Genomic DNA, 23,359 nt, shown 5'->3' on the forward strand with positions numbered 1-23,359 from the left:
TATAAAGGAAGTTACTCACTATGGATCAAACTAAAACGTTAAAACAAAAGTATGCTTTAATTTTAAAAATCATTGTGCCGATTTTAGTCACCCAAGTAGCTATTTATCTTATCTCTTTTTTCGATATTTTAATGTCTAGCCGCTACGGAACAGCCGATTTAGCTGGGGTTTCAATAGGCTCATCCATTTGGATGCCTATTTATACGGGACTTTCTGGTATTCTATTAGCGATCACGCCGATTGTGTCCCAACTCGTTGGAGCAAAGAAAGAACACGCTGCTAAAAAGGCTGTACAGCAAGGCTTATATGTTGCACTTGTTCTTTCTGCCATAATATTTATTTTATTATTTTTCGGGCTCGATTGGATACTTGGAAATATGCAATTAGAAGAAGCAGTACATAACATTGCCAAATCCTATATTCATGCAATGTGCGTTGGACTTATACCACTTTTTTTATTTTTTGTCCTACGTTGCTTTATCGATGCGTTAGGTCAAACACGTGTAACAATGATTATAACGCTACTTGCAACACCTATTAATATTTTATTAAATTACATTTTCATTTTCGGCAAATTCGGTGCGCCGGAGCTTGGTGGTGTTGGTGCTGGTGTCGCTACCGCTATTACTTACTGGTTACTTTTCTTTATTACCGTTTGGATAGTAGCCAAGCGGGTGCCTTTTGAACACTTTCATATATTCCGAGAATGGCCTAAGCTGGAATGGTTAAGCTGGAAAGAGATTTTAGTTATTGGTGTGCCAATCGGCATCTCCTTATTTGCGGAAACAAGTATATTTTCTGCCGTAACGATGATGATGAGTAGCTTTAGTACTGAAATTATTGCTGCACATCAAATCGCAATTAACTTTACATCGTTGTTATATATGGTTCCTCTTAGTATTTCAATGGGTGTTACGATTTTAGTAGGTTTCGAAATTGGCGCTGGTCGACTACGTGATGCAAAAATTTATAGTTATTTATGCGTTGGGACTGCCATTGTATTTAGCTTTTTTTCAGCTTGTATTCTTTACTTACTACGCGAACAAATCGCGACAATGTATTCAACGGATCAGTTAGTTTTAAAATATGCACAACAATTTTTAGTATTTGCTGCCATTTTCCAGCTATCAGATTCTATTCAAGCTCCAGTACAAGGAGCTTTAAGAGGATACAAAGATGTAACGATAACATTCATTATGGCGATTATTTCCTATTGGATTATCGGATTACCTACAGGTTATTTACTAGCTAACTATACTGACTTCGGGCCAGTTGGATATTGGCTTGGGCTTGTAGCTGGCCTATCTGCTGGAGCTATTACATTATTAATACGCCTACTGCTCGTACAAAAAAGATTCGTTTTATGATAAATACAACGCAAAAATGTTGAATATGAACATTTTTGCGTTGTTTTCTGTATCAAAGACTAAAGTCCTTACTATCGGAGAATCCCTGTACGAATAATCGAAACTTTCACTTTCGGCTCTAATGTAAGTGATGCAAATTGTTCGTGCCAGTCATCCTTAAGCATTTTTGGATGATAGGCACGAATATATCGACCTATCGCTAACGTATCTGACTTCTGTTCTTGTAGTATTTGAAGCACTTCCTCAAAGTCAGCTTGAATTCTTTGTTGAAAATTATCTTCTAGCGCTTCTAACGTATCCTTCTTATACAAATGATTCTTTGAAAACTCATCAATTTCTAAATCGATTTTATAGTCCATTGTTATTTTTCCCATGGCTTCGTTGATTATCCATTTTCTTTTTAAATGAATGACCTCTGAAGTGACAGGTATTTCCTTATCATTTAAATTCATCATATATTCAATACGTGCATGTTGACTTGCTTCATCCATTAATAAAAGCATACTTAACGATTGTTTAGGATTTAAGATTTTCCCTGTAAATACCTGACCAGAAAACAAAGCAACCCCTGCTGCATCTGCTATATTTTTTTCTTCATTCATTTTTATATAGGGGATTGATATATCTATTGCATCATCAAACAGCGTCGAGCCAATCATTTGTAAATCAAGTTTGGGGTAAATTGTATTTTTCTCAGTACTTTCAATAAAGCGCTGATAGTACCCCCCTGCATTGTCTGTTACTTCCTTAGTTAACTCAATAAAAGGCTTTACATCCCCTTCAGTCAACGCAACTTTAATAGATATCGGATTTTGAGGATCACGAAAATAAATATCTAAAATATCATAAAGAGGTTCTTTTACAGTATCACTTGAAATGAGAAGTGTCGCTAATTCAGACAAATCTAATGTTTGTTCCACTTTCATGTCCGCTTTATTACGGATATCGCGTGGAGAAATACCTTCCGCTTCTATTACCATTATTTTGCTTTTGTTATCGATTAACTTAGGGTAAGCGTAATATCCTTTATATTCTCCTACTTTCCCTTCAACTCCAACGAGTGACACAACTGACGAGTTTTTATATAAACGCTCATCCCAACAACCAGCGAGGAATACAATCAACAGTAATATTATCCCTTTTCGATGCACTCTTTCCCCCTCCATTTATTCCAAAAAATAATGAGTATAGGCAATAGAAAGGTAAAAATTAAAAATATATAATGGAAGGAACTTTTCATAAATTCAATCACTCTAAATTTAACAAAAAAAAGCGGGACAATCGCTAGCAACACATGATAAACAATAATTTGCAACTTAGGTCGTTTTCTTTCTTTTACAAAATGGATGATTCTAAAGGTAAAATTCACAATCATTACAGTAACGATTGACCAAGATAACCAAATATACACAAAGAAAATATCAAGTCGCTTCACAAATGTCACTTCTTGCGATTTTAAAATATAAATAATCGGCTCTGGCACTAGTTTAATTTCCTCAATAGTAAAAAACATTTGAGAAAAAAGCACTGAGATTAAATAAAATACAAAAATTACAAGCTGATATATGAATATCGGCTTGCCCTTTAAAGTTAACTCCTTTTGTAAAAAGGGGCGAAATATTAAAAACATTTCTGCGCCCATAAATGCAAATGCTCCATGAATAAAGCCCTGAATGATTTCTTTTTTATTAGTAAAATCAAGCGGAAATAAGTTTGTCCAAGTGAGATCTGGTACCGCTAGCATTAAAAAAATGATAAAAATAAATACGAGCGGAATAAGCATCACACCAATATTGATTACTGTTTCTGGTCGACTTAAATTGGCATATAACGATAGTGCCACAATAAAAAAGATGACAATCCATTCGGGTGTTTGAGGTAAAACCCATGATGCTAATACAAATTCCATATAGGCTATAAATGACGCCAGCATTAAAAACCAGTAAATTTTATAGACCCATTGAAAAAATGTATTCAAATAAAAATAACGATAATAACGTTCAAAAAATATTAATAAAAAATAATGCCATATTGCTGCTACGATAAATAGCACCCAAGCCATATTTCTACTTTCACTAATTAATGGCGTTTGAAAGGATATATAAATAAATCCTGTTTCAATAAAAAATAATAGTAAAAAAAATTGTCCTTTAGATAGGGAAAAATTCAAGGTGTATCACCATTCTTTACACTGTTATCCTTCGGAGGACTAAACGTTGTGACTTGGACAGTTGGTTTGAAATACGGCCCTCGTACAAACACTTTGTATAATTCCTTTGGCTGAAATGGCACAATTGGAGCAAAGTATGGTTGTTTCAAAGAACTTAAATTAATCAAGTGAATCAATAACACAACAACGCCAATGACAATACCGAAAAAACCAAATAATGAGGCGAGCAACATAAATGGAAATCGAAGCATACGAATTGATGTATTTAGCTCTACGGAAGGTACTACATAGCTTGAAATTGCGGTTAAAGCGACTACTATCACCATTAAATTTGATACTAAGCCAGCACTTACAATAGCATCCCCTATTACTAATCCTCCCACGATGCCTATTGTCTGACCTACTGATTGTGGCAATCGTATACTGGATTCTCGAATGAGCTCCATAATAATTTCTAAAATAAGAGCCTCGATTAACGGTCGATAAGGTATTTCATTTACGTCACTCTTTACTTGATTACTCAACTCTAAAGGAAGTACTTCAAAGTGAAAACTGATAATCGCAATATAAAATGCAGGTAAGAAAACAGCTGCAAGAAAAGACATTAACCGGACTATCCGATAAAAGGAACCAACCAACACACGACCATTATAATCGTCAGGCGATTGATAAAAGGAAAAAAACGTTACAGGTGCTATTAAGGCAGTTGGAGAAATATTCGTTAACAATACGACTTTACCTTCTACTAAATTAGCCACAACGCGATCAGGTCTCTCCGTATTTAGTAATTGTGGAAAAGGCGACCAAACAGAATCCTCTAACTCATCACTTAATTGGCCAACACTATAAAAATATTCAATGTTAATGGCGTCAATACGTTTTTCAATCTCATCCAAAGTTTCAGGCTTTATGACCCCATCAATATATAAGTAATACGCTTTCGTATTTGTCTCTTTACCGATTGAAAAAGATTTAACTACAAGCGCTGGATTATGAATTCGTTTCCGTAATAATGCTAGATTTGTTTCGAGGCCCTCGACAAGACCCTCATGTGATCCTCGAAGAACATGCTCATTATTAGGCTCGTCAGGATTTCGTTGTACTTGGTTCACAACAGTAAGAGAAAGCATTTCACCAGATTCAGGTATAACAATTAGTGTTTCGCCATTACAAATGTGCTCAATAGCTAGTGGTAGAGAAAATGGCTCAAGTGTGGTTATTAACGTTTCACTCCAAAAGGGCTTGTTTGTATCTAAACGTGCATAAATAGTATCGAGTACTCTTTGCACTTCTTTTGCATCTACGAGCGAGGAATAAAAGCATAAAATAGCAGACGTTCCTTCTCGCCAGTCTACTTGTCTCACTGTAAAATCAGACGAATGATTAAATGCTTTTTGTAGGCTTTTCATCATTAATTCCACTTTATCCATAAAACGCCTCCTATACTTGGAAGTATAGGCAAAAAAGGCTTTTCTCAAACTGCTATGTCTTCTTTTTAATTGTTCAGTTTTCTGTTCTTTTCAACATAAAAAGACGCCCAATAAGTCTTAAAGACTTATTGGACATCCCATTATTGCATTGTTTAGTTTCTCGTAAACATTGACATTATTATTTTTGAATAAATTGTTGTGTCCAGTAGTTTCCAGACTTCACATAACCAACACCAATATGTGTGTAATTAGCATTTAAAATATTAGCGCGGTGACCTGGTGAATCCATCCAAGCTTGTACTACCTCTTGAGGTGTACGTTGACCTTGAGCGATATTTTCACCGGCACTCTTATAAGTAATACCTAAAGCTTTCATACGATCAAATGGTGAACCGAAAGTTGGGCTAGTATGTGAGAAATACTTTTTCGATTGCATATCTTGAGATTTTTCTCGAGCAGCAGCCATTAATTTATCATCTGTTTGTAATGCTTTTAAACCAGCTTTTGTACGCTCAGCATTCGTTAATTTAACTACCTCTTGTTCAAAAGCATTCACATCCGATGTTGTTGTCGTCGGTGTAGAAGTAGTCGGTGGTGTCGTAGTTGTATTATTTTGTTGATTTGTTTGTTGATTTGTTTGAGTATCTTTAGATGGTGTTGTCGTATGTGGTTTAGTTACAACCCACTTGTGATTTGACCAATTATTATTATAGTAAACTTTACAGTTTGTAGTCTGATTTGCTGTGTTCCCCTCTGTAGTATTAGAAGCAGCAGAAGCCAACTGAATTGGAGCTGCTAAAAGAAATGTTGCACAAATTGCAGTAAGTGTTTTTTTCATTTTGCAATCTCTCCTCTCTGCAACCTATCGTAAAGTACGATTCTATTAAAAATGTTCCCAACATCTGCTAGCTTCTCCAATAGAAAAGTAGTTTACGTTAAACAGGGGTTTTTTTGTTATAATTTTTAGCAAGTTTCACCATGCTATGCAATACTTACGTTTTATATAGGGTTGACAATACTCAAAATGAAGCTATTTATAGACTATGTTTTTTTAAAAAGAACAGTATATTATTGTAGCAATCCATTAAATGTAGGAATAACATTTTATAAAATCTTAGATAAAATAAAAAAATTCTGCTCGGATCTACTGGATAGCTTGACGCTATCTAGTAGGTGCACGCGCAGAAATACTCTTAAAACCTATTTTCAGCTTAATTTAATCAACACCAATTACATTAACACGCCCAATATTTTCACCTATTAAAACAAGCTTCGCTGGCATTTTAATGTATTCTGGAAGCCATTGCACCATTCCATAGGCATATTGGAACAGCATTGGATTTTTAACACCTTCGATTGGAACGTAGCCCTTCATCCGATAAACCGAATCTGGCAATGTTCTTACCCAATCCTCAAATTGCTCCTGTGTAAAGTGAACACCGTCGAACTCCACTAAACGAGAGCCTAAATGCATTGATGATATAGGTGCTTTAATAATATTTTGTTTATCGATTTGCACCGTAGCCGTTAAACTTTCAAGTAAATGTAATGGTACACGTCCATTAGTAGTTTGCAAAATAAAAGCATGTGGATTAAAACCTTGTAGCTCATAAACTACTTTAGCTTGCTCCGCTTCGCTTAGTAAATCCGTTTTGTTGGCCAGTAATAAATGCGCATGGCGTATTTGTTCCATAAATAATGTACGAACTTGTGGTGTTAATGTTTCACGATCTAACCATAGCTTAGAGTCTGCAACTGTGACAATACCCTTTACATTTAACTGCTCGGCAAAAATGGGAGAATAGACAGCATCCAATGCTTCTACAGGATGAGCAGCACCAGTAGTTTCGATAATTAGCACATCAAATTCACTATCTAATAGTAGAGATTGAATTTGAGCCTCTGTTTTTTCAGCACCTGAACAACAAATACAGCCTTCTAGCATCTCTTTAAGAGGAACATCCTCTTCCACTGCTTGTGAGTCAAATGGCAGCTTACCAAGCTCATTCATAATAACAGCTGGCTTTAATCCCTTTTCTTTTAGTTGACGAATTACATCTGTCAGCATCGAAGTCTTACCGCTTCCTAGAAACCCACTAAATAAATATACGTCCTTCACAATCATTCCTCCTATAAAAAAAGCCGTCGCATAGGCCGTACGAGACGACTTGTGCGACAGCTACTGTGTTAGTTAGTTTTTTTCTCAGTTTCATCTTTAGCATCAGAAATCAGTTCTTTTGCTTTTAAAAGTTGAGGATCTTCTGATTTCATTTTTGCACGTAACGCATCCATTAATGCATAAGTTGTTTCGTTCGATAAAATACCTGTTTCTTCAAGCTTATTGTCAGCTTGCAGTTTTTTCACCGCACGCTCTGTAAACTGGTCAAAGATACCGTCAGCTTTACCAGGCTCATATCCTAGCACCTCAAGCATTTCTTCAGCCACTTTTATTGCGTCTGATTGCAAGCCGTCTTTCATTTCAATCGTTGGATCTATAATTGGTAAAGAAGCATATGCAGGATAAGCAACTTTTACATCTGGTTCAATACCTTTTTCATTGATCCAGTTACCGTTTGGTGTTAACCATTTACCAGTAGTGAATTTTAAATTAGAACCATCTTTTAACGGCGTAACATTTTGTACTGTCCCTTTACCGAAAGAAGTTTCACCAACAATTTTAGCACCAACTGACTCTTTTAAAGCGGCAGCTAAAATTTCTGATGCAGAAGCACTTCCATTATCAACTAATACAGTTACAGGTAAATTGTATTTTTTTCCTGCTGCAGCATTCGTAATTTCAGGCTCCTCATCTTTTTGTTGCACTTGCACAATCGGTTTACCTTCTGGCACAAATAAATTAGAAATTTCAACTGCTGCATTTAAATACCCACCAGGATTTTGGCGTAAATCAAGGACAATCCCTTTCATGCCTTTTCCTTCGTATTCAGCAAGTATTTTTTCTAGCTCTTTTGCTGTTTCTTCACTAAACGATGTAATTTGAATATGCGCAATATCTCCATCTAGCATTTCACCATACACCGTTTCAACAGGAATATCATCCCGAACAATCGTCATTTGAATTGGCTCAGCATTTTCTCCGCGTTTCACAGTTAGTTTAACAGGAGTACCTTTTTCACCACGAATTAGTGCAACTGCTTCAGAAGCGCTAAATCCTTGTATACTTTTGCCGTCAACAGTTAAAATGATGTCTTTTGGCAATAATCCCGCTTTTTCAGCAGGTGAATTTTTAATAGGTGACACAACAGTAATAAAACCATTACGTTCTTGAATTTCAGCGCCAATTCCCTGGAAGCTTGAAGATAATCCAGAGTTAAACTGTTCTGCTTCATCTTTCACCATGAAATCAGAATATGGATCTTCTAATGCATCAAACATGCCGTTAATAGCACCATCCACTACTTTTTCATCATCAATATCTTTGTAGTATTTGTCTTTTAGCATATCAAATGCTTCGTATAATTTTGTAAATTCCGCACGTTCTATCGGAACTTTTACTTCTACTACTTTCTTTTCACCGAATGTTAACGCAAAAATTGTTAAGCCTGCGGTAATTAAGATTGTAAAGAACATCAGCATAATAAATTTAAACGGTTTCATCTGAATAAATTGTCCCGCTGGTTTTACCTCTACTTGCTGTGTTTGCTCTTGCTGTTGTTCTAAACCATCTTTTTTCTGTTCATCCATCTTGATTGTCACCACTCTCATATACACTAACTTGTTGTCACACTATTACCATCTTAACAGGTTATAGAGAAGACGAAAAGAAAAAGCGTGTCAAAATTTCATGACAGCTCTTGTCCCTCTATTAACTTCATAAAATTGCACCTTAAAAACGTCGTTTTTCCTAGACAATTTTCTCTGAATAGAACAGCATCTCTAAAAAAGCTTTCTATTTGCAATTTATAAATAAAAAGCGCCTCAGATACCTTCCTGAGGCACATCTATGCTCTTAGCTGCTAAGTTTAAAGTATATAATAGTACTGCTTTTCTATTTTACTCATTTCCTATATGCAGTCAACTAAAATACTCATAGATTTTGTTTTATAGTAATTAAGCTTCTACAATATATGTTACTAGTGCTAATTTAGCTGTTTTTATTTTATTTTCTGCACTTTTGGCAGCAGATAGCCCTGTAAATGTTCCAGTTTTCACACGATATTGCGCGCCATCCTGTTCAATATAAGCAACCCAGCCAAAACGTTTCTGCATTATATCTACTACGCTGACAGCTGCATTACGATTACTATATGTTCCAGTGATAATACGGTACTTCATTGACTCGGTTGGTGGTTTTTCGGGCTGTGGCGTATCAATACTTGTAATCATTTTCAAAAAATTAGTCCAGGAGACTTTCCCCGCACGTATATTTCTCGGACAGTTTTTGCCACTGAAATAATGATGCTGAACGACATTTTGGATTGATATATTTTCATCTTTCATGATTTTTGCTATTAAAGCTGCTGCATTTTCTACAGCCTTATTAAAATTGCCATCACTATTTACACATATTTCAACCTGAATTCCTTGCGTATTTCCTATATAAGTTCCCGCTCCCCAGCATTCCCAATAGTGCTCAAAAGATTGTACTGCCTCATGATCATCTACTTGCCAATGCCAGCTTGCCGCTCTGCTATTACCATTAATTTGTAGTCTAGCATGGGCATCTGCATCTGCTCCTACGCTCGTATTATCGGTTTCATGGACAACAATATATTTTTTTGCATTGTTTTTCCCATTCGTAATCTTGGCTGCTTGATTTGCGGATACTAATTTTTGTCTTATTGATACCACGCGATTACCCCCCTCCTATTAAAATACATTTCATATCTTTATAGTGATTCATTAGAAAACCGACTACTTAAATTGTAATCGGTCCAAATAACGAGCATTATTGTTTAACTTATTGCTCTAGTCTCGTCACTTGCCATTAGTAACATCCATATGAAATGATGTTTAATTCTATAGTATGCGCTATTGCCAAGTTCAGTTGTGTTTTTATATCCACTCTATTACGTAAAACGCCTAAAGCTATTGCATCTCACCTTTTGATTTATTGTTGCGTCATTCCAAAGGTGGTTTTGTTACAGAACATCATTTTTTCCGAAATTGACATGAACGAAAATCATCTGCAAGTGTTGCTCTTTAAAATGCCCTTCAGCATACTATTTAACAGAATGTCTCAAGAAAGCATGATATCCATTCCCCTTTTTTGTCTCGGGCGCATAAGATAGTCATAAGATAACCGAGAATTAAAAGGAATTAGGGAGGGCTTTACAATGAACAACAATCAAAACAATTCAAACCAATCTACGGATTCACTCGATATTTACGCTGCAAAGCTTGCCTATATAGGGACGTCCATTTCAACATTAGGAGATGGCATTCAAACAATTGCCGCGGGGCTCACTTTAGAATCATTAAAAAAAGCAAGCAACCAAAGTTCACAAGACTTACCGAACCAAACAAAACAGACAGAAAATATGCAAAAGCAAATCGATTATTTAATAGCTGAATTAAAACATATAAAAAAATATTTGAAATAAAATACAAGCATTGATCGTCAAATATCTTTAGCCATGCATCTAACCCATTTACATAATTAAAGCTCCCATAGTGAATTGTGAAAATCCGTAATGAAGCATTCATCCAAACCTCTATAGCTAGAGGTTTGGATTTTTTGTTGAATGAACAATATCTTGGTGCATTCTCATTAAATTCTCCAATTCATCATTATATACAGTTATATATTTCAGAAGAGGACAAAATAGAAATTTGGTCAATTAAGCAATGTGAAAAGGTGAAAATCAATCTTACAATCATGCTGATGACACATATTTCAATCACTACCATTTTTCCAATTAGCTTCCATATAAGACTTTTTTATGTTACAATTTTTGTAAATATTTCTTTGTAACAAAGTGAGGTGAACCTGGCATGTCCTATATGAACGATTTACAATACTACTTAGACAGTAGTTCTATCGGTGTTATTGTAGAAATTTTATTGGTTACTTCTTGTATGGCAACAATCGTTTTTATTGCAACTAAAAATCAATATATCTCCTATTTATCATCGGCACCTATATTTTATTTCATTTCTAAATGGTTCTATCAAAATACGCATTTAATTTTTATCGTACTTGCGATGACTGTACAAGCACTAATTATTTTATGTATCCAAAAGAAACAAAATAGTAATGAAGAAGCCTTAAAGAGCGAAATGATAAAACAATGATTCTACTTTTTATACTGGACTTGCATATAGGACAGAATTAGCTAGAAGTAAGTCCAGTGTATTACATACATAATGGAGGATACTCAAAATGAGCCGAACAGTCACTTTTGCTGTAAATACTAAATATGAAGAAAGAATACAAGAGACATTTACTTTTGCACAATTAGGAATTGACGAACGATGAATAACGAAGAAACGAAAATGACCATAGAAAAAATCTTTGAATCGTGGGTTTATACAAAACTCAATATTTCTTACAGTATCGTTTTCAATATGGATAGTGAATAGCGTTTTGTATTCATGTATTATTCATCCAACTGTCTTTAATGAAACATTTAAAGGTTTGGATTTTCATTATAGTAGCTGTCCTTCTTAATCGGGAAATTTGGGCATCAATAATTTTTTTGAAGAGGTGATTGCATGGAGAGGTTTGAAGTTTCATTTAAAAATAAAGCTGTAAAGGTTTGGTTTTACACGGTTTTCCCCGCAATAATCATTGCCATAGCACTTTTTATAATTTTGCCTTATGAACAAAATCGATATGCTTCATTAGGTCTTTCAGCTGTTACCACTTTGTATTTTATTTGGTTCGCGTTTTATTCTAAAAAAAATGGCAATTAATGGCTATCGCTATCCCTCGCGCAAGATTGTCTTGCTTTAGTGCATAAAATTTTGAACTCCCCTTTGATCACTTTGATTCATTTGCAAAAAAGAGGCGCGTTCCATCTATGGTACGCGCTTTAGAATGAATCGATTATTTTTTCTTGTTCCTTAACTTTTTTATTAAATCATTAAAGTATTGGACTGCTTCGTGCACAGCAGATTTTTTAGCTAATTCAATTCCCTTTTGGATAGAACGATTCGCCTCATCTAATTTTTTTGCCTTCATTTGGGCATTTGCGAGGCAATACCAATAATACCAAGCATCCATTTGTGAAATTTTATCGTGATAAAATTTTTCGATGTTCGGATAGTATTTCGAATAGGAAGCTTCATCATAAACTAACTTTTCGCCATTCCATTTTAGGACATCCACTAAATAGCTATCACCAATGTAAAGTTGCCAAATTGCTATAGTCACTTTTTGTTTTTCATTTACAACATCCATTTTATTATAAGGAATTTCTGCAATCTTTTTTAATGAATGATTACCCCATTGGAAAACTTCAAGTTCACTTCCGATTGCTGCACCGATTGTAACACTGAATAAATACTCTTTTATGCCATCACCTGTAATGTCTATCAAACCAGAAAAGTCCAAACTTACACCTTCCGTTATTGTTTCCCACACTTTATGCCATCCGTTCTGGTCCTTTTTAAGAACAATTGCGCCGAAATGGGAAGGAGCAGGTTGATCTTTTGCTTTTATTTCAAACGTAAAAATGATTTCTTTCTGCCCATCGTTGTTAAAATCATAAAATTGAATGGACTTTGTGGAGACAGGCATATTGGGATTGATAAGTGAAGAGTTCGACGGCATAAATGCCTTAACAATTTGCATGAAATCTTCTTCTTGTTGCTCATTCGCGTGAACAACAAGCGATAAAGCATTCGCAACCACGAGTGACAGCATTGAAATTAGCAATATTTTCTTCACCAACATATCTCCTATTCAAATAAAAACAATGATTATTTGTAGTATGGACGAATTTAGTGAAGTAATGCTTTTTTCAAAAAGACCGCAAAAGAAGCAGTTTTTAAAGTGGATACCATTCACAAGATTTTAAGCAACTTAATTTCTTACTAGCTCACCACATAATAGAGAACATGTTATCAATAGTCTATCGTATTTGCTATTTGAACAAGCGTTTCAGCTGTTACTTTATCTGCCACATCTCTATCAATACTAAACACGTATTGCCAATTATCTCTTTCGATAACTAATAAATTAAATCCAATTTTCGGATTATCAATATAAAGTGCATTATTACCATTTTCCAATTTGAAAACATTTGACATATACTTTTCAAAGTTGATTTTTTGCTCAATAGGTCGAATATCAATTTTATAATGGTTTTGAGGACATTCATCACTTATCATCATTACTTCTAAATGATGATCAGAATTAAACCGTCCAAACTGATGTGTAAAGGTTATTGGTGGAACCCGAAGTGGCAGTTTAAGTTCTTGATTAAAATATTGTTCAAAATCTTTTATTGCAGCTTCAATAGTTTTGTATCCTATTTCAGGAAGAAATTGCTCTATCGGTTGAGGACGATCATTTAAATTTGCATAAACTGATTTATTAATTGTTCCATATAGGAAAATATTTACGAAAAACAATGAAAGCAGTATATTTTTCGCCATTTTTATCGCTCCTAAATTATATTTAAGTATATTTTCTCCAAAAAAATGAACACTATCCTTTCTTACTTCTGATGTAAGTGAAGGATTGTGTTCTATAACCTAAAAATTAATAATTTCCATAACAGTGGTTAGGAACATTGCGATGGTTAATAATATCCATAAACCAATTAGCAAAAAGTCCGAGATTGTTTTTTTGCCTTTTTTTAAATCTTGTATTTTAGTCACTAGCATTATTATAGCTACTATTGTCATAACGATATTCGTAAGATGAGCATATCTAAAACTAAGTAGTGCAAGCAGTAAAAGTACAACACCAAAAATAATTTTTATCTTTTGAAACTTCGTATACGATTTTTTCATCTTTTCTGCTCCCTTCAATCAATTTCTGTGCTCAACCTTCTCAGGTTCAATGCATAAATGGCTTTCATGCACATCTTATACAAGTGGAATACTTTTAATAAGCAAGTTAATGTGCCACTTTCACGAACTTAGTATATATATGCGATGATTGTAAAAGAAGCGATTGCCCTAATTCGCACAATCGCTTTCCTTCGTTTTCAATGAAATTAATGTCCAAAAAAATCCACTTTTGTTTTAGCATAACTTGAATTAAAAATAACCCCTTCGCCCTTTAACCATTGGACATTATCTATTCCGAGTACATCTAGATCGTCAGGAGTGGAACTACTTTCATGTGTTATTATTGTTACCTTATCTTTGTTTATCTTCTTTATCACTCCAGGAAAAGTGGTGTTGCGATAAAAGTTGTATATATGGGTAGTTTCTCCTAATGTGGCATTTCGATGTTCGATTGTCAATGTTTCTTTTCCAGATGGTGATGTAACAGAGTCAATAGTAAAATCCTTAATAGAATGAACGAAAATAATTACTACGAGGATTAGAAATGCAATAATAGATATCGCAATTAACTCAAAAGTACTAATATTAAAAGATCTAACGAACAAAAAAATTGCAATGACCGTTATCATTGCTGGGATTGGTATTCCTGAATATTTAAGAAATGCAAAATAATAATGATTTATACTTAATTGAAAAATAAGCAAATCGACTGCTAAAACAAAAATTAACAAAAGTGTCGTAGGTTTTTAACAATTAATCATACCCTTTCGCACTTCTAGTTAGCAGTTTGCAATCTTTTACGAAATACAATTAGCGTTAAAATATTCAAAATGACAGTTACGCCAAGAAGAACTGTTGCAGCAAAAATGACACCTCCTGTTGTGTCCATAAGCGCACTCCAATCCTCAATATTAACGAGATGGTATTGATAGTACATTTGAAAAATAAGAGAAATAGCACAAGCACTCAAACTCAAACTAGAAAGCAATCCCCATATTTTAAAGTCGTTCTTTTTAGATTGCATAAGTCCAACGACAGGGAGTAGCCATGCAATGATACCAATCACTAAACTGCCAATATTAAGTAAACCAATCACTATAAAACCCCCTCTTCATGCTTACAATTTCCATTTAATTAGCATTTAGACGTTTGGGCTAGACAAATAGTTCCAATTTTCATCTATCCTCTACATCAATTAAATAAATTGCCTTCTCAAATCCCCCACGTTTAGCCTTCTTCTGCTCACGAATCGCTTCTAATTCTTCATAACTTACACCTAACGCATGGATAGCTGTATGTATTAGTTCTAAAAGATCGGCTAATTCTTCAACACTCTCTTGAACGTTATTTGCCTCATGAAACTCTTTCGCTTCTTCCAACATTTTTGCTTTTACTTCTACTAGAAGATCCTGTGGTTCTAAAATTCTTGCATTATACTTTAAACCATCTGCTTCAATAATTTCTAAAATCTGATCTCTTACTAACTTATTATAAACAGGCATTGTCATTCTCCTTTATAGTTTCATATCACACTTTTATTGTAATATATTTCTAGTTAATTTTAGCTCTATTCGATAGTTTATAAAAAGGCACAACAACATTCTCTAATGTTAAAGAAAATTTCATATGTAATCGACACTTCGATACTTCTCGAAATATAAATATTTTACAATGAATTTTGAAAATAAGAATAATTAGTAGGAGGAATGAAAATGAAAATGAAAATAATAAAGCAAAAAACCATCCAGCATACAAAAAATATTAATCCTAAAATTTTATATTATGGATTCCCTGTAATTTTACTAAGTACTTTGAATGAGGATGGAACAGTAAATATTAGCCCTTTATCATCTTCTTGGGCATTAGGAGACTATATTGTATTAGGTGTTGGCATTGGTGGGAAGGCAATTGAAAATTTAGAACGACATCCTGAATGTGTCATTAATATACCAGACCCCTCACTTTGGGAGAATGTTGAACAGTTAGCCCCTTTTACAGGGAAAAATCCAGTTCCTGAATATAAAAAGCAAAATGGCTATACTTATAAAAAAGAGAAATATGATATTAGTGGATTAACGCCTATTAAGGCTACTTTAGTAAAACCTACTCGGATTATGGAATGTCCCATTCAAATTGAGGCAAAGGTTAAACACATACGTATCCCAGACTATTCTCCTCATTTTGCCATTGTCGAAACACAAGCAATACACGTACATGCACATGAGGAAATTATTATTGAAGAAAATCATATTGATCCAAATAAATGGAGCCCACTTATTTATAATTTCCGTCATTACTTTGCTCTTGGTAACAAGTTAGGTAACAATTTTCGAGCATAGAAGACTTTATAGAAGAACTAATAAGCAATTCCACCTAGACAATAAATTTTCTAATACTTAACCGAAAGATTAAATGTAAAGAAAAAGCAATCGACTTCTTCAATGCCATTTTATAAAATGGTCGCTTTTAGTCGGTTGCTTTTTTCTTATTTTAGCGTTTTTATAACCCTTGCTCTATTAGCTACTCTTGCATAGCAGCCTCTACAACCTCCAATATGTTGCCTAATTTCACTTTTCACCTTCCAAGCGATCCTCAATTCGCCCTTCAATCTCTTTCTTTTCTTCGTGCCACCATAATGCTTCTTCGGGATCTTCTAAAATCTCTTTTATTTCAGCTTTCTCTTCAACAGCTGGCGGGGAACCTCGAAGTGCCATGCCTGAAGTATCTTTTAGAAAGATACTTACAACGATAATCCCGACAACAGATGCAAATATAACATAGTAGGCAGGTACCATTTCATTCATCGTTTTACTAATTAACCATGATACAAGTAAAGGTGTTGTACCACCGAACAATGACGCAGAAATATTAAATGTTATCGCCAAAGCCCCATTCCTTACATTTGTAAAAAATAAGGAGGGCAATAGTGCTGGCATTGTTCCTTGAAAAGAAGCTGAAAATACTGCTAGAATCAATAACCCCCAAAATACATGTAATGTGTTTCCGCTACCAATCAAATTAAACGAAGGTATACTTAAAAAGATTAGTCCAATTAACCCCCCTTGAATAATCTTTTTCGCTCCTATGCGGTCACTAAAATACCCCATTAATAGTACAATTGGAATCATAATAACCATTACAATGACAATTAATAAAAGCCCTTCTGCTTCTCCATATCCAAGAACAGCCGTTAAATGAGATGGCATATAAGATAAAACGATATAGTTTACAACAATGTAAAAGAAAACAACAAACATTCCGACAACTATTGCTCTCCAATGAAATTGTAAAATATTTTTTACAGATATATGATTATCATCTTCTGATTTTTTTTCTTTCATTGCTTCAAAAGCAGGTGTTTCTTCTAAATTATTTCGCAAATAAAAGCCAATTAAACCAATAGGGGCTGATAAGAAAAATGGAATTCGCCAACCCCAATCTAACATTGTTTGCTCCCCTAAAATATAAGTAAGTAAAGTAACAAGACTAGCTCCTGCGATATAGCCAACTAAGGTTCCAACCTCAAGACCACTTGACATAAACCCTCTTTTCTTATCTGGCGTGGACTCGGCAATAAACGTCATAGCACCCGAATATTCTCCACCCGATGAAAATCCTTGAACTAAACGTGCAATGAGTAAAAGTACTGTGGCAGTATACCCTATGGATGAATGAGCTGGAATTAAGCCAATACTCAATGTCGCTAGTGCCATCATGACTAAGGTAATAGCTAAGACTTTTTTACGGCCTAAACGGTCCCCAAGCATCCCAAAAAAAATACCTCCAATAGGTCGAGCAATAAAGGCAACAGCAAACGTCGCAAAAGAAAATACTAATTGCATAGGACCACTTACTTCAGGAAAAAATACTTGTCCAATTGTAGCAGCTAAATAAGAGTAAATTCCAAAATCAAACCATTCCATTCCATTACCAACAGCAGTTGCTATAACAGCCTTTCGGGCGGAACTCGTGTCAACAACAGTAATTTCTTCTTTTTTCAACTTTGGTTTCGATTTTCTTTTAAATTTTGGGCTATTAAGGTTATTGTAATCAGCCAATCGAAATCCTCCTCGTTGTTAAAATTAATTGATACTATTGTTAAGCTATCCAATATGTGATTTATTATTAATTCCTTTAAAGTAAAAAACCAAAATTCCATCGAAAATGCCTTACTAATCAAAGTTATTTGAAAAAAGAATAAAAACGAATTCTTATAGGAGCATCAGGAAAACGAAATAATAATGGTCAAACCAGCCAACAAAATAAGCGACTAATACGATAATATATCTGTTTGCCTTTCACTCCTTCCAATTTAAATAAGAAAAGCCCTCCACAGATTATGTGGAAGGCTTTTAAAACATTTGTAAATCAAATCCTACACCTTTTTAAGTTCACTATAAATATCATTGCAAATTTTTCTTTTTAGAAAAAAATCCTTCGAAAATCATATACAAAGCGAGTACAATCCAAAAGCTAAATAACCATGCGGTATTTTCTTTTAAATCTGTAATAATTACAATCGCACCAAATAGCGTAATAAGTATTTTAATGATTAATTTGACCAAAATACATACTCCTTTCTATCGATAGAAAAATAATGATATACCCGAGTCAATTAAACTATTATTTTCAAATGGAAAAATCACTGTTCTTTAATTTATTTGCAATAATTTCACAGCTAATTCCAACACCAAATGTTCGTGTCAGGATTACTACTTCAACATAGTATGATGTTGATCTAAATCGTTTGTAACATATCCTTCTTTTCCTGCTCCTATACCAACAATTAACAGAACGAATGAAATACAAATGAGTAAAATAAGAGGGATTGACCATCCACCTGTTATATCATGCAGTGTGCCAACCAACACTGGTCCAACTGCCGCTAAAAGGTAACCGAAAGACTGAGCCATTCCTGACATTTCTGCTGCTTCTTTTCCATCACTTGTTCTTAGTGTGAAGAACATCATGGATAGGCTGAAGGCACTCCCCCCTGCAATTCCAAGAATGATAGCGCAGAAAGGAACTAGCACAGAACTTCCTTGCAGTAGCCCTGCAAATCCAATGATAAATAAGATTGTTGTTGTGATACTTAGACCAACTTGATTTTTCATTTTTTCCGCTAGTACTGGGACAATGAACGTTACAGGGATGAGTGCAAACTGCATTAGAAAAACCATCCAACCAGCAGTATTTGAGTTATACCCTTTCATATTTAAAATATCTGGTAACCATGTGATTAAAGTATAAAACATTAGTGATTGTCCACCCATAAATATTGTTATCTTCCAAGCAAGTGGAGAACGCCACAAACTACCTTTTTTGTTTTTTACATTGACTTGTACTTTCTCACCTTTTTGTCGTTTACTAAGTTGTGGTAGCCACAGCAATAAAGAGATGATTGTCAATACTCCCCATATGCCAAGCGCCCCTTGCCATCCAAAATTGCCAATAGAAGCAATAGGGACACTTACCCCTGAACCAAGCGCACCGAAAAGATTCATGAATATAGCGTATATTCCAGTCATCAAACCTATTTTTTGTGGAAAATTCATTTTTACAATCCCTGGAATAAGTACATTACCCATTGCAATTGCAACCCCAATTAAAATAGTACCAGAAAATAAAGAGAAAATTCCTGAAAATGAGCGAATTACAATACCAATTATAAGTAATATAAGGGCTAAAGTAATCGTTAATTCCATGCCAATCCGATTTGCTATTTTTGGAGCAAACGGTGAAAGCAGTGCAAAGGCAAGTAAAGGTACTGTTGTAATCGTTCCTATAAGAGCATTACTGATACCAAGATCATCTCGTATCAAAGGTATAAGTGAGCCGGCAGAAGTTAAAGGCACTCTTAAATTAGACCCCACTAAGATTATACCAATCAGTAATAACCAACTATTTCTTGTATTTTTATTTAATGTGGATGATAAGGCTTCCTTATTCATGTTGTTATTCCTCCATCAATTTAACAATTACTTTTCTTAATGCCTCCATATAGTTTTCAACATAGGTTGCAGCAGCTACTTTATCCTGACTACGAATGGCTGTATATAACTCAATGTGAAGTTCTTCTTCAAATTTAAAAGGCGCATTCATTGTCATTAAATCTTCCACAAACGAATAGATGATTTCTAACAGTGGCTCGTATAAATCAATTAAGAGCTGATTGTTAGAAGCCACTACAACCGCTTTATGAAAACTAATATCTAATTCTATAAAGTGTTCTCGATTACTCTTTTCAGCAGCTTGAAGCGAATCTTGAATATATGATTCAAGTTTTGCTAAATCCGCTTCTGTTCTATGTTCAGCAGCCAACTGGGCAGCCTGTTTCTCTAAAGCTAAGCGCACATCAAGGATTTCAAGCAATGCTGATTTTTTTACATAACGTTTAAGTGCTGCTCCAAGAGAATTGGCAGAGCGTACGGTTGTTCCACTGCCCTGTTTCGTTTCAAGTAATCCTGCATGTACTAAGGCACGAATTGCTTCGCGAAGTGTATTACGGCTGACATCAAACTTTTCCATCAATTCCATTTCAGGAGGAATTCTTTCCCCTACTTGCCAGCTTCCAGATTCAATTAACTGCTCTATTTGAGAAGCAACCTGTTCTACTAGGTTCATTCTGTTTGTTTTTTGAATCATAATTACGCCTCCTTAAATTTGTAGGATGATTGGTATGTTGGTAAAGTTAACATAAAGAAAAAGGATTGTCAATCCGATGTACATCCTTATTAACATTGCTGAGATATATAGGTAAAGTGCGCATATGAATTTCTAACTTGACGGTAGGAATAAAATTTCGAATTGTAAATTAAAGGAGAATAAATTTAGTGCGGGAATCATCTGCTCTATGTTTTGATAGTACCGAATTGAGAAAATGACTTAAATTTTGTAGAACGAATAACGCAAAGTAAAGATGGACCTCGTTATGTTAGAAGATAGATACAAATCTAATTAAATCATAAATAAAAACCACCTATAAAAAACAGGTAGTTTTTTTATTGGCTTTGTGCGCCCATTGAAGGGCAGCGCTGTGCTTTGTAATTTCGATTTGCTCAACATTTAATTCTCTGTCTAAGTTTGTAGCTAAGTATAAGTCCATTAAACGTGTTGATTTTACTCACCCTAATTTTCAGAGTATCCAGAATGTATTTTATACAACAGCTTTGCTGAATAGCCACTTCCAAGTTTATAAGTTAACTGTTATATAGGTAAAACCGAAAAAAATCCAACAAGTTACTCTAACCTTGTTGGATTTTTACTTTCAACAGATATAATTTGACGATTCGGCCATTCGAGTGCGTGAAGTCGCCCTCCAAATACAGCACCGCCATCAATACCAATAATATTATTGTCACCAAAATAAACATCGTAATTTGTTGGGTCTTGATGTAGCTCATATGTTTGTGTGTGCCCAAAAATCACCGTTTTCTCGCCTTTATAACCAGTATGAAATTCCTCTCGAACCCATAAAAGTCGTAAGGGGTCTGTGTCCGCTAACGCTACGCCCGGCACAACACCACCATGGACAAAAATTGCATCTTCTAACTCTATATACGTTTCAAAAGTTTCTATAAGCTGTAAATGTTCTTCGAGCTTCGGTAATGTTTGAATGTAACTAGGTAATGTATTAGTAAGAATAGCATCTTCAAAATCTTCCATATGATAGCCATAGCTAGCAAGTGTCGCATCCCCGCCATTGACTACAGCCCAATGATTCCAAGCTTTTGGAGTCCCTAAACGACATGCTTTTAGCATAAGTGCCTCATGATTTCCCAGTAGCACACGTGCCCCAGTGGCTTGTAGCTCAGCAACTATATTCAACACACCACATGAAGCAGGTCCCCGATCAATATAATCCCCGAGCAAAAATAGTTTATCTTGTGTAGCATCAAACTTTACCTTTATTAATAATTCTTCTAAAAGTTCTAATTCCCCATGTATATCACTAATGGCTAAAATACGTGTCATAAAAAGCATCCTTTCTAGTTTAACAGGTGTTACTTTTCATTATAGAGAAGAATGTTACAAAATTCGACTTTTTTCGGTTATAAATGATTGCAAAGATACCTGATACTTACTTAATCTCATATATTCTTATATATAAATCAAACTATCCGTGCGTGAGAACAAGTATAATACAATCCCCACAATTCTTATTGATAATTTAGGTTCAATAAAATACTATAATCTTACCCCATGATTTTTTGATTGAATTATAAAGTAACTATTCGATTCTCCAGTATAATGCCCTACATTATACTCATTTAGATTTATTAAATCCATGTATTGTTTTGGAATAGTACAATCCCACTTTATATCTTCTAACTTAAGCGGGAAGTTGTTATCATTATTGTTAGGGGTATGGATATAAACCCCATCTGATCCAGCATCCTCATCAACTAATTTTTTCATGATTTGCTCCTTTATTTACTGAAACATTCTGTTCTGATATTCCTCTTTTTTATTTTTATACTTTGAAACCTCTTTGACGTAAAAAATTAACGATACCCTGCATAACAATATGGGTTGATGGTATTAACTACTCATTGATTTTGATAAATAAATCGTATAATTGTTAAAGCTAGAAATGTTCCAATTAAAGTTATCACCCCAAATTTATTCAACTTATTGAATTTAAAATTAATCAGAACTATCATAATGTTTAGTAGAAACAGAACATTAATTTCTAAATAAATAATACTTAATTTTATATTTAAAGCACAAATTATTATGGACAATATAATAATAATATTAAAGTTTTTTAATGTTTTATTGATATCATTTCTAATAAATTTTATTGTTCTTTTATTTTCAAAAATTAACAAAACCAATATGATTATGGTAACTGCTATAATCGATTTTAAAAAAACTATTTGGAAAAATTCGAGCATGTGTGTGCCTCTTTCTTATTTTCTTATACCGAAGTCAATATAATCATATTTCACTAATGGCCCCAACTACCATATCTCTTTGCTTTTTTATAATACTGATTGGAAGAAATAGCGCTTAACTACCCATACCACAATACCACCTACGGAAGTACTAAAAACAGTCATCAATCCATTTACAATTACTCCTGATTGAGCTATTGCTACATTCATTTTTGCACCTAATTGAGTAAAATATTTTTTCAATTTCAATTTAAGAGTATTCTGTTTCCCCTTTAACAAATTAAAAACCATTTTTTTAGGTTTTCCAGCTTGAATAAGTTTGTTTATCCCATATAATCCAGGTATTGTTGAAACCAATAAATCAATTGCAGTTATCAAGACTGATGTTCGAATACTGAACTCTCCATCTGGATCCACATTCATCACTGGATTATAGTAACGGGCCATTAAGTAATATAATTTTGCATCTTCATTATATCGATATAAGACACGCCTTCGTAAATTATTGTTAGTGGATGCCCATTGTCATCATAAACGTAACTTTTTATTGCTTAAGAGGTTTTATCCTTTTCA

24 protein-coding genes are annotated in these 23,359 nt (G+C 34.2%); 4 read left to right on the forward strand and 20 right to left on the reverse strand.

Translation table 11 applies throughout. The annotated features are described in order from the left end of the window. Nucleotides 1-20: 20 nt before the first annotated feature. Nucleotides 21-1,367 (forward strand): MATE family efflux transporter, encoded by a 1,347-nt coding sequence (locus ACIP9G_RS01440; RefSeq protein WP_401016822.1) that lies wholly within the window; start codon nucleotides 21-23, stop codon nucleotides 1,365-1,367. A gap of 71 nt (nucleotides 1,368-1,438) precedes the next feature. Here ACIP9G_RS01440 and ACIP9G_RS01445 read toward each other — a convergent pair whose 3' ends face one another. From ACIP9G_RS01445 to ACIP9G_RS01475, 7 genes are all read right to left on the reverse strand, one after another. Further along, complete coding sequence (locus ACIP9G_RS01445) at nucleotides 1,439-2,518, reverse strand: Ger(x)C family spore germination protein (RefSeq protein ID WP_401016824.1); 1,080 nt, start codon at nucleotides 2,516-2,518, stop codon at nucleotides 1,439-1,441. Continuing rightward, entirely contained in the window at nucleotides 2,500-3,537 is a 1,038-nt protein-coding gene (locus tag ACIP9G_RS01450) for a GerAB/ArcD/ProY family transporter (RefSeq protein ID WP_340824489.1), read from the reverse strand. The genes ACIP9G_RS01445 and ACIP9G_RS01450 overlap by 19 nt, the downstream gene beginning before the upstream one ends. After that, nucleotides 3,534-4,967: a spore germination protein gene (locus tag ACIP9G_RS01455; protein WP_401016827.1), complete on the reverse strand. Its 1,434-nt coding sequence runs from the start codon at nucleotides 4,965-4,967 to the stop codon at nucleotides 3,534-3,536. Before ACIP9G_RS01455 ends, ACIP9G_RS01450 begins: the two co-directional genes overlap by 4 nt. Before the next feature lie 178 nt (nucleotides 4,968-5,145). Next, nucleotides 5,146-5,805, reverse strand: a complete 660-nt coding sequence (locus ACIP9G_RS01460; protein WP_401016829.1) for a CAP domain-containing protein — start codon at nucleotides 5,803-5,805, stop codon at nucleotides 5,146-5,148. Between the two features lie 378 nt (nucleotides 5,806-6,183). Then, complete coding sequence (locus ACIP9G_RS01465; RefSeq protein ID WP_401016831.1) at nucleotides 6,184-7,086, reverse strand: CobW family GTP-binding protein; 903 nt, start codon at nucleotides 7,084-7,086, stop codon at nucleotides 6,184-6,186. A gap of 68 nt (nucleotides 7,087-7,154) precedes the next feature. Beyond that, nucleotides 7,155-8,672 carry a lmo1851 family serine protease gene (locus ACIP9G_RS01470; RefSeq protein ID WP_401016833.1) on the reverse strand — a complete coding sequence of 506 codons (1,518 nt, stop codon included), beginning with the start codon at nucleotides 8,670-8,672 and terminating at the stop codon, nucleotides 7,155-7,157. Between the two features lie 366 nt (nucleotides 8,673-9,038). Beyond that, on the reverse strand, nucleotides 9,039-9,779 hold the full coding sequence (locus ACIP9G_RS01475) for an N-acetylmuramoyl-L-alanine amidase (protein WP_401016835.1): 741 nt from the start codon (nucleotides 9,777-9,779) through the stop codon (nucleotides 9,039-9,041). 485 nt (nucleotides 9,780-10,264) lie between these two features. On the opposite strand from ACIP9G_RS01475, the gene ACIP9G_RS01480 reads away from it, so the two are divergent. Together ACIP9G_RS01480 and ACIP9G_RS01485 are read left to right on the forward strand one after the other, a co-directional pair. Then, nucleotides 10,265-10,531, forward strand: coding sequence for a translation initiation factor 2 (locus ACIP9G_RS01480; protein ID WP_340824483.1), 267 nt, complete (start codon nucleotides 10,265-10,267; stop codon nucleotides 10,529-10,531). 391 nt (nucleotides 10,532-10,922) lie between these two features. Next, complete coding sequence (locus ACIP9G_RS01485; protein WP_401016838.1) at nucleotides 10,923-11,222, forward strand: hypothetical protein; 300 nt, start codon at nucleotides 10,923-10,925, stop codon at nucleotides 11,220-11,222. Between the two features lie 754 nt (nucleotides 11,223-11,976). Here ACIP9G_RS01485 and ACIP9G_RS01490 read toward each other — a convergent pair. The 6 genes from ACIP9G_RS01490 to ACIP9G_RS01515 all read right to left on the reverse strand — a co-directional run bounded on the left by ACIP9G_RS01490 (nucleotide 11,977) and on the right by ACIP9G_RS01515 (nucleotide 15,391). Further along, entirely contained in the window at nucleotides 11,977-12,825 is an 849-nt protein-coding gene (locus tag ACIP9G_RS01490; protein ID WP_401016840.1) for a hypothetical protein, read from the reverse strand. A gap of 170 nt (nucleotides 12,826-12,995) precedes the next feature. After that, nucleotides 12,996-13,529, reverse strand: coding sequence for a hypothetical protein (locus ACIP9G_RS01495; RefSeq protein WP_401016842.1), 534 nt, complete (start codon nucleotides 13,527-13,529; stop codon nucleotides 12,996-12,998). A gap of 99 nt (nucleotides 13,530-13,628) precedes the next feature. After that, nucleotides 13,629-13,889, reverse strand: coding sequence for a hypothetical protein (locus ACIP9G_RS01500; RefSeq protein WP_401016844.1), 261 nt, complete (start codon nucleotides 13,887-13,889; stop codon nucleotides 13,629-13,631). A 206-nt stretch (nucleotides 13,890-14,095) separates the two neighbouring features. After that, the gene (locus ACIP9G_RS01505; protein WP_401016846.1) at nucleotides 14,096-14,347 is read right to left on the reverse strand and encodes a hypothetical protein; all 252 of its coding nucleotides are present in this window, start codon (nucleotides 14,345-14,347) and stop codon (nucleotides 14,096-14,098) included. A 317-nt stretch (nucleotides 14,348-14,664) separates the two neighbouring features. After that, nucleotides 14,665-14,985, reverse strand: coding sequence for a hypothetical protein (locus ACIP9G_RS01510; protein WP_401016848.1), 321 nt, complete (start codon nucleotides 14,983-14,985; stop codon nucleotides 14,665-14,667). A 79-nt stretch (nucleotides 14,986-15,064) separates the two neighbouring features. Next, nucleotides 15,065-15,391, reverse strand: coding sequence for a pyrophosphohydrolase domain-containing protein (locus ACIP9G_RS01515; protein ID WP_401016850.1), 327 nt, complete (start codon nucleotides 15,389-15,391; stop codon nucleotides 15,065-15,067). Between the two features lie 216 nt (nucleotides 15,392-15,607). Here ACIP9G_RS01515 and ACIP9G_RS01520 point away from each other — a divergent pair, with 216 nt between their 5' ends. Beyond that, on the forward strand, nucleotides 15,608-16,228 hold the full coding sequence (locus ACIP9G_RS01520) for a flavin reductase family protein (protein WP_401018142.1): 621 nt from the start codon (nucleotides 15,608-15,610) through the stop codon (nucleotides 16,226-16,228). A gap of 228 nt (nucleotides 16,229-16,456) precedes the next feature. Here ACIP9G_RS01520 and ACIP9G_RS01525 read toward each other — a convergent pair whose 3' ends face one another. The 7 genes from ACIP9G_RS01525 to ACIP9G_RS01555 form a co-directional block, all read right to left on the reverse strand. Beyond that, entirely contained in the window at nucleotides 16,457-17,947 is a 1,491-nt protein-coding gene (locus tag ACIP9G_RS01525; RefSeq protein ID WP_340824471.1) for an MFS transporter, read from the reverse strand. 345 nt (nucleotides 17,948-18,292) lie between these two features. Continuing rightward, nucleotides 18,293-18,454 carry a hypothetical protein gene (locus ACIP9G_RS01530; RefSeq protein WP_340824470.1) on the reverse strand — a complete coding sequence of 54 codons (162 nt, stop codon included), beginning with the start codon at nucleotides 18,452-18,454 and terminating at the stop codon, nucleotides 18,293-18,295. A gap of 147 nt (nucleotides 18,455-18,601) precedes the next feature. Continuing rightward, entirely contained in the window at nucleotides 18,602-19,840 is a 1,239-nt protein-coding gene (locus ACIP9G_RS01535) for a CynX/NimT family MFS transporter (RefSeq protein ID WP_401016853.1), read from the reverse strand. 4 nt (nucleotides 19,841-19,844) lie between these two features. Beyond that, entirely contained in the window at nucleotides 19,845-20,534 is a 690-nt protein-coding gene (locus tag ACIP9G_RS01540; RefSeq protein ID WP_401016854.1) for a FadR/GntR family transcriptional regulator, read from the reverse strand. A gap of 594 nt (nucleotides 20,535-21,128) precedes the next feature. Further along, nucleotides 21,129-21,863 carry a metallophosphoesterase gene (locus tag ACIP9G_RS01545; RefSeq protein WP_401016856.1) on the reverse strand — a complete coding sequence of 245 codons (735 nt, stop codon included), beginning with the start codon at nucleotides 21,861-21,863 and terminating at the stop codon, nucleotides 21,129-21,131. Between the two features lie 213 nt (nucleotides 21,864-22,076). Then, a complete protein-coding gene (locus tag ACIP9G_RS01550; RefSeq protein WP_401016858.1) occupies nucleotides 22,077-22,307 on the reverse strand; it encodes a hypothetical protein in 231 nt (76 codons plus the stop codon). 566 nt (nucleotides 22,308-22,873) lie between these two features. After that, the gene (locus ACIP9G_RS01555) at nucleotides 22,874-23,203 is read right to left on the reverse strand and encodes a hypothetical protein (RefSeq protein WP_401016860.1); all 330 of its coding nucleotides are present in this window, start codon (nucleotides 23,201-23,203) and stop codon (nucleotides 22,874-22,876) included. Between the last annotated feature and the right edge of the window lie 156 nt (nucleotides 23,204-23,359).

This window comes from Lysinibacillus sp. NPDC093197 (assembly GCF_044754025.1).
Classification (GTDB): Bacteria; Bacillota; Bacilli; order Bacillales_A; family Planococcaceae; genus Lysinibacillus.